The organism is Pseudomonas soli (assembly GCF_021283165.2).
GTDB classification, from domain to species: Bacteria; Pseudomonadota; Gammaproteobacteria; order Pseudomonadales; family Pseudomonadaceae; genus Aquipseudomonas; species Aquipseudomonas soli.
The window spans coordinates 2,030,783-2,043,018 of record NZ_CP128543.1; the positions used below are offsets into that span (position 1 = coordinate 2,030,783).

8 protein-coding genes and 1 pseudogene are annotated in these 12,236 nt (G+C 65.7%); 4 read left to right on the forward strand and 5 right to left on the reverse strand.

Translation table 11 applies throughout. The annotated features are described in order from the left end of the window. Positions 1–51 precede the first annotated feature (51 nt). On the reverse strand, positions 52–984 hold the full coding sequence (locus LU688_RS09480) for a siderophore-interacting protein (RefSeq protein WP_094010579.1): 933 nt from the start codon (positions 982–984) through the stop codon (positions 52–54). Positions 985–1,131: 147 nt separating this feature from the next. Between LU688_RS09480 and pvdP the strand changes: the two genes are divergently transcribed. Next, positions 1,132–2,754, forward strand: a complete 1,623-nt coding sequence (gene pvdP, locus LU688_RS09485) for a pyoverdine maturation tyrosinase PvdP (protein ID WP_038705724.1) — start codon at positions 1,132–1,134, stop codon at positions 2,752–2,754. Between the two features lie 57 nt (positions 2,755–2,811). On the opposite strand, the gene LU688_RS09490 is transcribed toward pvdP, so the two are convergent. The 3 genes from LU688_RS09490 to LU688_RS09500 are packed head-to-tail and all read right to left on the reverse strand — an operon-like array spanning position 2,812 to position 7,360. After that, positions 2,812–4,218, reverse strand: coding sequence for an efflux transporter outer membrane subunit (locus LU688_RS09490; RefSeq protein ID WP_160291086.1), 1,407 nt, complete (start codon positions 4,216–4,218; stop codon positions 2,812–2,814). 3 nt (positions 4,219–4,221) lie between these two features. Beyond that, positions 4,222–6,180: a MacB family efflux pump subunit gene (locus LU688_RS09495; protein ID WP_038705726.1), complete on the reverse strand. Its 1,959-nt coding sequence runs from the start codon at positions 6,178–6,180 to the stop codon at positions 4,222–4,224. A 1-nt stretch (position 6,181) separates the two neighbouring features. Continuing rightward, positions 6,182–7,360, reverse strand: coding sequence for an efflux RND transporter periplasmic adaptor subunit (locus LU688_RS09500; protein WP_094010577.1), 1,179 nt, complete (start codon positions 7,358–7,360; stop codon positions 6,182–6,184). Positions 7,361–7,563: 203 nt separating this feature from the next. Between LU688_RS09500 and LU688_RS09505 the strand changes: the two are divergent. The 3 genes and pseudogenes from LU688_RS09505 to LU688_RS09515 all read left to right on the forward strand — a co-directional run. Further along, a pseudogene (locus LU688_RS09505) lies at positions 7,564–8,049 on the forward strand (sigma-70 family RNA polymerase sigma factor); the annotation flags it as partial. A 169-nt stretch (positions 8,050–8,218) separates the two neighbouring features. Further along, on the forward strand, positions 8,219–8,704 hold the full coding sequence (locus LU688_RS09510) for a histidine kinase (protein ID WP_094010576.1): 486 nt from the start codon (positions 8,219–8,221) through the stop codon (positions 8,702–8,704). A 69-nt stretch (positions 8,705–8,773) separates the two neighbouring features. Then, a complete protein-coding gene (locus LU688_RS09515; RefSeq protein ID WP_094010575.1) occupies positions 8,774–10,099 on the forward strand; it encodes an MFS transporter in 1,326 nt (441 codons plus the stop codon). Positions 10,100–10,254: 155 nt separating this feature from the next. On the opposite strand, the gene LU688_RS09520 is transcribed toward LU688_RS09515, so the two are convergent. Next, positions 10,255–11,919 (reverse strand): electron transfer flavoprotein-ubiquinone oxidoreductase, encoded by a 1,665-nt coding sequence (locus tag LU688_RS09520; RefSeq protein WP_094010574.1) that lies wholly within the window; start codon positions 11,917–11,919, stop codon positions 10,255–10,257. Positions 11,920–12,236 lie beyond the last annotated feature (317 nt).

A 12,236-nucleotide genomic window follows, 5' to 3' on the forward strand; every position in this document is an offset into this window, starting at 1 on the left:
GCCCCATCGCCGGCAAGCCTGCGATGGGGCGCAAGGCGCCCCTGCTCATGCTCAGTCGAACACGCGCCCGGCGCGCCAGTAGCCCATCAGCGTCAGGCTTTCTCGCGGCAGTCCGCGCTCCTTGATCAGGTAGCGGCGGATATCCATGACAGTCCCCGACTCCCCGGCGATCCAGGCATGGAAGTCGCCGTGTTCGCCGCAGGCCTGTTCCCACAGGATGCTTTCGTCGATATCCACGTCTTCCAGCTCGACCGTCGACGCGCCACGCAGCGCCGGCAGGCTGGCCAGCTCGCGCACGGCGTGCTGCATGCCTTGGCCGTGCTCGCTGCGCAGCAGGTCGCGTGGCAGCCAGTGCAGGCGGGTGGCCGGGCTCTGGCGCAGGTCGAGACAGTCGGCTTCCAACGGGACTTCGATGAAGGCTTCGACTGCCAGCTCCGGCGCGGTCGTGACCAGCTGTTCGAGGATGCCGGCAATCGCCGGCAGGGCGGTTTCGTCGCCGATCAGCAGAATGCGCCGGGCGCTGCGTGGCGGTTTCCATTCATAGCCGCCGGGGTCGTCGGCATATGCCAGGTTGGGGGCGACCATCTGCAGGCGGTCGCCGACGCGGGCGTGGGTGGCCCAGGCCGATGCCGGGCCATTGACGCCGTGCAGGACAAAGTCCACATCCACCTCCAGCGCCTCGCGGCGCAGGGCGCGGATGGTGTAGGTGCGCATGGGCGGCATGTCTTGCGCCGGCAGTTCGCGCCGCGCCTGCTGCCATTGCGCGTGCTTGGGCAGGTTGGATGGCGCGCCGGCAGGGGTCGGAAACAGCAACTTCACACGCTGGTCGGGGGCCAGGGTGGTCATCAGCGCGACGTCCTCGCCGGTGAAGACGAAGCGCGTCAGTGAGGGGCTCAGGGGTTCGATGGCCTTGAGGTCGAGGTCGAAGAGCCGGTAGGGCGTTGCCTGGGCAGCAGGTGCCAGGCGGGCAAGCGGGGAGGTCATGGGCATGCCTCTGTCAGCGGGAGATACCCATCAGACGAGCGCAATGCGCGGTTAATTAGCCGGTGTGTACCGCGCCTAAATTTCCCTGGCCCACCTACGTTCTAGCTTGGATAGCAGTCGCGGCACGCGAAGACGGATTGAGGCGCAATGACAATTTCCCGACGAGGATTCATCGCCGGCCTGGCTGTGGCGGGCGCCACAGGCACGGCGGCCTATTACGCGCACAAGCAACTGACCCACGACCCCGAGGACGACATCGTCACGCCAGGCGAGGCCAGTGTCGAGCTGGCCGACTACGCAGGCCAGGTGCTGGCGGACCAACTGCGCGGCGTCTGGGATATCCGCTTCGAGGGTGCCGAGCGCGGCCTGGATGGGCTACCCCAGCAAGGTGTCGAGATGTTCCTCGACGTCGCCACCAAGGGGCGCGGCCTGCGCGGTTTCGTCGATACCGGCGAGCGTTTGCGTGGGGCTGGCGAGCCGACCTACCGCGTGCTGGGCGACCTGGTCGGCGCCAGCAGCGCCCAGGTGCGCTGGCGCCTGGTCAATCAGCACGGTGGGCCGGGCTACGAGTGCGTGGCCAGCCTTGACGAAGTCTGGGCCGAGTTCGCCAATGCCGGCAGCGGCACGCTGAGCGGGCGCGTGCAGCGTCTGGATCGGCCGCTGACCCTGCCTGTGCCCGACAGCCGCTTCGTCGCGGTCAAGCGGTTGTTCCCCGAGGCCCGTGAGCGCCTGCCGTATACCCCCGAGATGCTGGCCTGGGTGGTCGGTGCCGAACACCGCTTGTTCCATCAGCTCTGGCATGCCACCCGTGACCAGTGGCACAAGCTGCCGCGGAACAAGCAGGACGCTCTGCGTGGCCTGGGCTGGCAGCCGGGGCCCAGAGACCATGAGCGCGATGCCCGGGGCCCGCGCAAGCACCGCAATGGCTCGGGTATCGATTTCCTGTTCATGCACCGGCACATGCTGATGTATGCACGCACCTTGCAAGACTTGCCCTCCTGGCAGCGCTTCCCGCTGCCGCAGCCGAGCGTCGAGTTCGATCGCGCAGGCTTTGCCCGCTATTTCGACAACCATGACGGCTACTGTGTGCCGCCGACCTGGCAGGCGCCGGGTGACGAGGCCTATGGTCAGTGGGTCGGGGCGATCAAGGCCGGCGAAACCTATTGCAGCAACTTCCAGGTGTGGGAGTCGCAGTACCAGGACCCGTTGTACCTGTCGAAGCTGACCCTGGGCGCCTTCGGTTCGGAACTGGAGATGAACCTGCACGACTGGCTGCACATGTGCTGGGCGTCGGTGCCGCGTGATCCGAACAATGGCGCGCCGGTGCCTTTCGCCCGTGACCAGGCCGACTTTGCCGCGCGCTGGTTCGAGCCCGAAAACGACTTTCTCGGCGACCCGTTCTCGTCCCATGTCAATCCGGTGTTCTGGGGTTTCCATGGCTGGATCGACGACCGCATCGACGACTGGTTCCGTGCCCATGAACGCTACCACCCCGGCCAGGTACGGCGGCTGGAGGTCAATGGCGTGCCCTGGTTCGCCCCAGGTCGCTGGGTCGAAGCCGGCGACCCGTGGCTGGGCCCGGACACCCATGGCTGCAGCACCCAGCCAGGCATGCGCCTGGGTAAGTCGGTGGAGATGGATGTGGAGACCATGAAGCTGGCCCTGCGTATTACGTTCGGTAACGAGGAAAAGCTCGATGGCCTGCTGCGCAAGGTGCCGCAACGCCCTTGGTACGCGCGCCACCTGTCACTGAAGAACATCGTGCCCTGATGCACCCCATGTCCCTGCAAGCGGGGGCAAACCCACGCTTGCAGGGACTCGCGTAACCTACAGCTTGACCGGCGTCTGCCAGCCCCCACCCAATGCCTTGTACAGCGCCACGCTGCCCTGCAGCTGCTCAAGGCGCAGCTGTGCCTGCTGGTCCTGGGCCAGGTACAGCGTGCGCTGGGTTTCGAGCACCGTCAGCAGGGTCTCGGCGCCGGCGGCGTAACGTTGCTGGGCCAGTTCGAAGGCGACGCGTGCCTGCTCCACCTCCTGGTCCTGCCAGCGGCGCTGGCGTTCGACACCGGCGACGGCGTTCAAGGCTTTCTCCACATCCGCGAAACCTGCCAGGATGCTGCCGCGGTACAGCTCCAGCAATTCCTCCTGTTCGGCGCTGGCCTGGTCCCGCGCGGCACTGAGTCGGCCGTTGTTGAAGATCGGCGCGGCGAGGCCGGCCGTCAGGGTGTAGTAGGGGCTGTCGAGGACATTGGGCAGGGTGCGTGCACCGCTGCCCAGGTTCGCGCCGAGTATCAGGCGAGGCAGCATGGCCGCCCGTGCTACCTGGATGTTGGCGCTGGCCGCCGCCAGGCGCGCCTCGGCGGCGGCGATGTCCGGCCGCCGGCCGAGCAGTTCGCTGGGCACGCCGCTGCCGATGCTGGGCCATTGTAAGTTGCTGATCATTTCGCGATTGTCGGGCAGGGCCTGAACCGGGTCGCCCAGCAGGGTGGCGAGGACGATGCGGTTGTCCTGGCGACGCTGTTCGAGCAGCGGCAGCTGGCGTTCCTGGGCCGCCACCAGGCTGCGCTGCTGGGCCAGTTCCAGGCGGGTGGCCGAGCCTGAACGTTCGCGGGCTTCGACCAGGCCCAGCACGTCGCGGGCATTGTCCAGGTTGAGCTGGGCGATGCGCAGTTGCTCGTCGAGTGCCAGGCTTTGCAGGTAGCTGTCGGCCACGGCGCTGACCAGGGTCAGCTCGATGGTCTGGCGATCGAAACGGCTGGCATCCAGGCCGCGCAGCGCGCTGTCGCGGGTGGCGCGCAGGCCGCCCCAGAAATCGATCTCGTAGCTGGCGCTCAGGCGGGTGCCGAACGAGGTGCTGGTGCGCTCGCTGCTGCTGGCGTCGAGCTGCCTGTTGCCTTCACCGCGCAACAGGCGCTGTCGGCTGCCATCCAGGCCGAGCTGTACTTCTGGCAGTAATGGCGCGCCGGCGATCACTGCGATGGCCTGGGCCTTGCGCACCCGCGCCGCGGCCGCCGCCAGGTCGTGGCTGTTCGAGCGCGCGCGCTCGACCAGCCGGTCCAGTTCCAGGCTGGCAAAGGCGCGCCACCACTGGTTGTCCGGCAGCGCCTGGTTGGGGCTGGTCGGCCCTTGCCAGGCCGCTGGGGCGTCGATGTTCGCCGCAGGCGGCGGTGGGGTGCTGCAGGCGGCCAGGCCAAGGCTCAGGGCCAGCAAGCTGATACGGCAGGGGATCGTCATGGGTTATTCGCTGGTAAGGGCCTTGACCGGGTCGAGGCGGGCGGCCTTGCGGGCCGGCATGAAACCGAACACCACGCCGGTGATCACGGCGCAGGCAAAGGCGCCGAGGATGGCGGGCAGGGCGAAGGCCACGGCGATGTCGGCCAGCAACAGGCTGGCGCCGATGGCCAGGGCCAGGACGATGCCGGTCACGCCGCCGACCATCGACAGCATCACCGCCTCGGTGAGGAACTGGCGCAGGATGTCGCGCTGGCGCGCGCCGGTGGCCATGCGGATGCCGATCTCGCGGGTGCGTTCGCGCACGGTCATGAGCATGATGTTCATCACGCCGATGCCACCCACCAGCAGGGAGATCGCGGCAATCGCGCCGAGCATCAGCGACAGGCTGTTCTGCGTGCGGGCCTCGGCCTGGATCAGTGCGGCGTCGTTGGTCAGGACGAAGTCATTCTTGCCCTGGTGGCGCTGCAGCATCAGGCGCTCGATCGCCTGCTCGGTCTCCTTCACCCGGCTGGAGTCCTGGGCGGCGATGGTGACGTATTCCGGGTCGCGGCTGCCGAACAGGCGGATGGAGGCGGCGGAGTAGGGCACCACCACGCGTTCGTCGCTGTCCTCGCTGCCGGAGCTGGCGCCTTTGCCCTGGAGCACGCCGATCACCTGGAACGGCACGTTGCCGATCAGCAGGTACTGCCCGAGCGGATTGCTGCCCGGGCCGAACATCTTGTCACGCACCTTCTGCCCGATCACGGCCACGGCGGCGCCGTTGGCTTCGTCGGCCTCGCTGTAGAAGCTGCCCTCGACCACGGGCCAGTTGAAGATCTCGGGGAACCAGGTGTTGTTGCCGCCAACGTAGAACTGCTCGCCCTTGTTGCCGTGGCGCACCATGAGCTTGTCGCCGATCACCGGCATGACCCGTTTGACCTGGGGCAGTTCGCCGATGGCGTCGACATCGTCGAGGGTGACGATGCCCATCAGTTCCTCGGAGGAGTGCTTGCCGTTGAGATAGAGGATGTTCGAGCCGAATGCGGCCATCTGTGCCATGACCTGGCGCTTGCTGCCTTCGCCGACCGCGAGCATGACTACCACCGAGGCGACCCCGATGATGATGCCGAGCAGGGTCAGCGCGGTGCGGAAGCGGTTGATCCACATTACTCGCCAGGCGGCCTGCAGGGACTCGACCAGTTCGCCTTTCCAGGCGCCGCGCTGGGTGGCGCCGCGGTCCAGGCGCTGGCGCAGGTCGTCGGCCTGCAGCTGCCGAGGAATGTCGGCCGACGGCTGGCTGGGGGAGTCGCTGACCACTTCGCCGTCGCGCACTTCGATGATCCGCTGGGCACGGGCCGCAACTTCACGGTCGTGGGTAATGAGGATGATCACATGGCCCTGGCTGGCCAGCTCGTCTAGCAGGGTCATCACCTCGGCGCCGCTGTGGCTGTCGAGGGCCCCAGTGGGTTCGTCGGCGAGGATGATGTGCCCGCCGTTCATCAGCGCCCGGGCGATCGACACCCGTTGCTGCTGCCCGCCAGACAACTGGTGCGGGCGATTGCCGGTGCGGCTGGCCAGACCCAGGCGCTCGAGCAGGGCACGGGCGCGGGCATGGCGCTCGGCGGGCGGGGTGCCGGCATAGATGGCCGGCATCTCGACGTTCTCCTGGGCCGAGCCCGAAGGGATCAGGTGATAGCCCTGGAACACGAAGCCGAACGCTTCGCGACGCAGCCAGGCCAGCTCGTCGCTGTCCAGTTCGGCGACGTCCCGGCCGGCGAAACGGTAGTTGCCCGAGGTGGGGCGGTCGAGGCAGCCGAGGATGTTCATCAAGGTCGACTTGCCGGAGCCCGAGGCGCCGACGATGGCGACGAACTCGCCGGGGTGGATGCTCAGGCTGATACCGCGCAACACCTCGACCCTGGGCGAATCGACACCGCCGTAGACCTTGCGGATGTCGCACAGCTCGATCAGGGGCGTGGCCATCTCAACCCCCACTGGCGGCAGGCAGGCCGATGACCAGGCGCTCGCCTTCGTTCAGGCCTTCGAGCACCTGCACCCGCAGGCGGTCGCTCAAACCGGTGCGCACCTGGCGCGCCTCGACCTGACCCTTGCTGTTCAGCACCTGGGCCAGGCGCACGCCGTCGCCGGGAGTGTCGTCCAGTGCGGCCAGGGGCACGCTGAGCACCTGGCTGGCTTGCCCGGCGACGAAGAACACCTGGGTGGTCATCTCCGCCATCAGGGCGCCGTCGGGATTGTCCACGTCCAGCAGCACAGTGTATTGCACCACCTTGCTGCCGGTGGTGCCGGCGGTGGCGCTGGCCGGGCTGCCACCGCCCTGGCTGGTCTGGTCCAGCGGCTTGGGCGGTACCGGCAGGATCTGGCGCACGGTGCTGGTCCAGCGGCGCTTGCCGCCGGCCAGGGTGTTGAAATAGGCGGTCATGCCCGGTTTGACCTTGCCGATGTCGGCTTCGGACACCTGGGCCCAGACGGTCATCGGCGAGAGCTTGGCGATCCGCAGGATCAGCGGGGTCTGCTGCTGGGCATTGAGGGTCTGGCCTTCGCGGGCATCCACCGCCACCACCGTGCCGCTCATGGGGGCGTAGATGCGCGTGTAGCCCAGCTCGGCCTCGTCGCTGCGCAGGCTGGCCTGGGCCTGGCGGATCTGCGCCAGGTACATGTCGATGCGGGCCTGGGTCACCTTCAGTTGCGCCTGCGCCGTCTGCAGGTCTTCCTGGCGGGTGGCGCCGGCGGCGGCCAAGCCTTGCTGGCGCTGGTATTGCTGCTGGGCTAGCTGGTACTGCGCACGCTGTTCGGCCAGCTGGGCCTTGAGGTTGTCGATCGAGTACCGTGCGGCATCGAGCTTGGCCTGTTGCGTGGACGGGTCGATCTCCACCAGTAACTGGCCTTGGCGCACCTCGTCACCGGCCTCCACATGCAGCTTGCGAATCTGCCCCGAGGCTTGGGCGCCGACGTCGACGTAGCGTCGTGGTTGCAGGGTGCCTAGCGCGGTGACGCTGCTTTCGATGTCGGCGCGCAGCACCGGCACGGTGCTGACCGGTGCGCCGCCCAGCGGCAGGACCTGCCAGGCCACCAGGCTGCAAAGGCTGGCCAGGCCCAGGGCGCCGATCAGTACTCGGCGGCGGGTATTGGGTGTGCGTGTCATGCGGGCTTCCAGCCGGAGGTAATGGCCGAGTGCTGCAACACGGCACGCGCTCGGGGATCCCAGTTAAACGAATGTGACTGATGACGATTTAACTCGGGGCTGGGGGCTGCGTGTTGCTGCGAATAATTATAATTTGTAAGATCGCACGCTGATATCATCCAGCCCTGCTGCCGCTGCCTGTCAGCGCTTGAGCGGAGACGACAGGTGCCGTCGTGGAACACTACTATCGCGAGTTGGTGAGTTTTCTGTCCGCCCGGCTTGGCAATCGCCAGGCGGCCGAAGATGTCGCCCATGACGCCTACATCCGAGTGCTGGAGCGCACGGAAGGCGAACGGATCGAACATCCGCGTGCGTTTCTTTACCGCACGGCAATGAACCTGGTGGTCGATCATCATCGGCGGCACCTGGTACGTCAGGCCGAGCCACTCGAGGTACTCGACAGCGACGAGCGCTGGCACAGCCCGGCACCGACGCACAGCATGCAGCTCGACCAGCGCCTGGCGCTGATGCAGCAGGCCTTGGGCGAGCTGAGCGCGCCTTGTCGTGACAGTTTCCTGCTGCGCAAGCTTGAGGGCCTGTCGCACCAGCAGATCGCCGAGCGCCTGGATATTTCCCGTAGCGTGGTGGAAAAGCACATCGTCAACGCGATGAAGCACTGTCGCGTGCGCATGCGCCAGTGGGAGTCCTGAGCGCCTGCAGGCGGATGTGAAAATTCCGTAAGCGGGTGACTTGATTTCTCCCGGGTTCACGACAACTATCAATAAAGACCCCCGTCCAGGCGCTCCGCCTGACGTTGCCGTTGCCGGCGCAGTATGGTCATGGAGCCACCGTCACCATCCAACTGCCCAGGTCCGGACGATGCCTAACAAATCCATGCGCATCCTCATTGCCGACGAGCATCCCGGCCAGCGCCTGCAACTGGAGAGGATGCTCAACGGCCTGGGTTACTACCGGATCGCTCCGGTGGAGACGTTCGAAGACCTGCAGCGCCTGGTGCACAGCGCCCTGGAGCCTTTCAACCTTCTGGTGGGCAACATCGAGTTGGCCAGCCATGCAGGGGTCGACCTGGCGCGCTTCTGCCGGGTCAGTTCGCAGATCCAGCACGCGCTGCTGTATCACTCGCCTCACCTGAAGGTACCGGCGGTGCCGCCGAGTGACCGGCATGCGGTCAGCATCAGCCTGCCACACGCGCCTGACAGCGAGGCGCTGGAGTCCTTCATGGCGATCATCGATTTGCCGGTACTGGTTGGGCAGTTGCCCCTGCCGCCGGGTTTGGCAGGGGTTTCGAACGCCTCGCGGCGGCGCACCAACCTCGCGCAGACGGTGTTCTGCCGCAACTCCTGAAGCGCGGACGGCCACAGGCCCAAGGCTTTTGCTATTCTCTTGGCCTTTTGCCACGTTGCGGAAGCTGCCATGACTGCGCTCGATACCACACGCCCGCCACGGTTCAGCCGTAGCGACCACCGGACCCTGGGGCTGGCCGCGTTGGGTGGCGCTTTGGAGATCTACGATTTCATCATTTTCGTGTTCTTTGCCCTGGTCCTCAGCCAGCTGTTTTTCCCGCCCGAGATGCCGGAATGGCTGCGTCTGCTGCAGAGCTTCGGGATATTCGTCACCGGTTACCTGGCCAGGCCGCTGGGTGGCATCCTGATGGCCCATTTCGCCGATCACCTGGGCCGCAAGCGGGTGTTCAGCTTGAGCATCCTGATGATGGCACTGCCGTGCCTGCTGATCGGCGTGATGCCGACCTACGCCGACATCGGCTACGCCGCGCCGTTGATCCTGCTGGCGCTGCGTATCCTGCAAGGGGCGGCGGTGGGCGGCGAGGTGCCCAGTGCCTGGACCTTCGTTGCCGAGCATGCGCCAGCGGGGCGTCGTGGCTATGCGCTGGGCTTTCTCCAGGCGGGGCTGACCTTCGGCTACCTGCTCGGGGCCCTGACTGCGACCTTGCTGGCGCAAGTGTTCACACCCCAGGAAATTCTCGACTATGCATGGCGCTATCCCTTCCTGTTGGGTGGGGTGTTCGGCGTGATTGGTGTCTGGCTGCGCCGCTGGTTGAGTGAGACGCCCGTGTTCCTGGCGTTGCGCGACCAGCGTGAGCAGCCGCTGTCATTTCCGCTGCGCAGCGTGCTGAGCCGTCACCGTCGGGCATTGATTCCGGCGGCGCTGCTGACCTGCGTGTTGACCTCGGCGGTGGTGGTGCTGGTGGTGATCACCCCGACCGTCATGCAACAGCGCTTTGGCATGAGCGCCGGGCATACGTTCGCGCTGAGCAGCGTGGGCATCGTCTTCCTCAATATTGGCTGTGTGCTGGCTGGGCTGCTGGTGGACCGTATGGGGGCTTGGCGGGCATTGATGATCTATAGCCTGCTGCTGCCGCTGGGCATCGGGGCGCTGTACGCCAGCCTGGTGGGGGAGTGGGGCATGACTTGGCTGGCCTATGCCCTGGCCGGTCTGTGTTGTGGCGTGGTCGGGGTGGTGCCGTCGGTGATGGTCGGGCTGTTCCCGGCCGATATCCGCGTGTCGGGTATCTCCTTCACCTACAACATCGCCTATGCCCTGTGGGCCAGCACCACACCGCTGGCGCTGATCGCGCTGATGCCGTGGAGCCCGTGGGTGTGTGTCGGTTTCTGCCTGTTCATGGGCATGGTCGGGTTGCTGACGGCGCTCTATTTTGGGCGTCGCGAGCTACTGACATTCGATGCCGAGCCAGTGCCGCTCATGTGTGGTGACAATTGAGCCAGTGAGTGCTGAGCTGTAGAGCGCAAGACTAAACGCCGCGCTGGTCAAACTGTTCGACCGACGCCAAGGGCTTTTTAAGGAAGTCGGTACCGCCTGATACGAAAAAGCCCCCGGGCCAAACGGCTTGGGGGCTTTTTGATGCGGGACAGGGCCTACATGTTCGGGTAGGTCGGCCCGCCGGCGCCTTCAGGGGTGACCCAGGTGATGTTCTGGGCCGGGTCCTTGATGTCGCAGGTCTTGCAGTGCACGCAGTTCTGCGCGTTGATCTGGAAGCGCTTGTTGCCGTCTTCCTGGGTGATCACTTCATAAACGCCCGCCGGGCAGTAGCGCTGCGCCGGTTCGTCGTACAGCGGCAGGTTGCTGGCGATCGGGATGCTCGGGTCGGCCAGCTTCAGGTGGCAGGGTTGTTCCTCTTCGTGGTTGGTGCTGGAGAGGAATACCGAGCTGAGCTTGTCGAAGCTGAGCTTGCCGTCGGGTTTCGGATAGTCGATCTTTTGCGAATCCGCCGCGAGCTTGAGGCAGGCGTAATCCGGCTTGGTGTCGTGCAGGGTGAACGGCAGCTTGCCGCCGAACCAGTTCTGGTCGACGTAGTTGAACGCAGCGCCGAGGATCGGGCCGAACTTGTGCATGGCCGGGCCGAAGTTGCGGCTGGCGAACAGCTCTTCATGCAGCCAACTGGCCTTGAACGCGCTGACGTAGCTGTTGAGCTGGTCACCGCCCTCGCTGCCGGCGATCAGTGCGTCGGCCACCGCTTCGGCGGCGAGCATGCCGGACTTCATCGCGGTGTGGCTGCCCTTGATCTTGGCGAAGTTCAGGGTGCCGAGGTCGCAGCCGATCAGCGCGCCGCCGTTGAACACCATCTTCGGCAGCGAGTTGAAGCCGCCCTTGCAGATGGCGCGGGCGCCGTAGCTGATGCGCTTGCCGCCTTCGAGGTACTGGCTGATCACCGGGTGGTGCTTGAGGCGCTGGAATTCGTCGAACGGCGACAGGTACGGGTTGGCGTAGGAAAGGTCGACGATCAGGCCGACCACCACCTGGTTGTTCTCCAGGTGATAGAGGAAAGAACCACCGGTATTGTCCTTGGCCATCACGTCCAGCGGCCAGCCGGCGGTGTGCACCACCAGGCCCTGTTCGTGCTTGGCCGGGTCGATCTCCCAGATTTCCTTGAGGCCGATGCCGTAGTGCTGGACGTCGGACTCGTTGTCCAGGTCGAAGCGCTTGATCAGTTGTTTGCCGATGTGGCCACGGCAGCCTTCGGCGAACAGGGTGTACTTGGCGCGCAGCTCCATGCCCGGGGTGTACAGGCCGTCCTTCGGGTTGCCTTCGCGGTCGACACCGAGGTCACCGGTAATGATGCCGCGGACCACGCCGTTTTCGTCGAACAGCGCTTCCTGGGCGGCGAAGCCCGGGTAGATCTCAACGCCGAGGTTCTCGGCCTGCTGGGCCAGCCAGCGGCACAGGTTGCCCAGCGAGATGATGTAGTTGCCCTGGTTGTGCATGGTCTTGGGCACGAACAGGTCAGGCACTTTTGTCGAGCTGCCGGCATCCTTGAGTACATAGATGTCGTCGCGTTTGACTTCGGTGTTCAGCGGCGCGCCCAGTTCTTTCCAGTCGGGGAACAGTTCGTTCAGGGCACGTGGTTCGAACACCGCGCCGGAGAGGATATGGGCGCCGACTTCGGAGCCTTTCTCGACCACGCAGACGCTAATCTCGCTACCGGCTTCGGCGGCCTTCTGCTTCAGGCGGCAGGCGGCGGACAGGCCCGCCGGGCCAGCGCCGACGATGACCACGTCGAATTCCATGTATTCGCGTTCCACAGGTTCTCTCCTACTCAAGGCTCATCGCGTTGCTTGTCTTTTATGGGTGTTCACGGTCACGTGCGGCGTTCAGGTGCTGTAGCTTCGCAGGTGATGGACTACACCGTTTTGTCTTGGCCGCGCATTATATCTACACCACTTGGCGGGTCCAATACAAACGTTTGTTTGAATTTGTCGGAGGCCCGTAAAATCACAGGTAGGCGGCTGGAGCCTGGCCAATTTGCCGTATTGACCGGATTGGGTGTTACGGTCAAGATACGAGCGCTTTCGCGTTCGCCGTAGGCTGACCGTCGGGCGCAGGTGCACCCCTAAAGACC

Bases quoted from the DNA above. Each gene is read 5' to 3' on its own strand.
- LU688_RS09480 (WP_094010579.1), bottom strand. From the start codon at position 984: ATGACCTCCCCGCTTGCCCGCCTGGCACCTGCTGCCCAGGCAACGCCC.
- pvdP (WP_038705724.1), top strand. From the start codon at position 1,132: ATGACAATTTCCCGACGAGGATTCATCGCCGGCCTGGCTGTGGCGGGC.
- LU688_RS09490 (WP_160291086.1), bottom strand. From the start codon at position 4,218: ATGACGATCCCCTGCCGTATCAGCTTGCTGGCCCTGAGCCTTGGCCTG.
- LU688_RS09495 (WP_038705726.1), bottom strand. From the start codon at position 6,180: ATGGCCACGCCCCTGATCGAGCTGTGCGACATCCGCAAGGTCTACGGC.
- LU688_RS09500 (WP_094010577.1), bottom strand. From the start codon at position 7,360: ATGACACGCACACCCAATACCCGCCGCCGAGTACTGATCGGCGCCCTG.
- LU688_RS09510 (WP_094010576.1), top strand. From the start codon at position 8,219: ATGCCTAACAAATCCATGCGCATCCTCATTGCCGACGAGCATCCCGGC.
- LU688_RS09515 (WP_094010575.1), top strand. From the start codon at position 8,774: ATGACTGCGCTCGATACCACACGCCCGCCACGGTTCAGCCGTAGCGAC.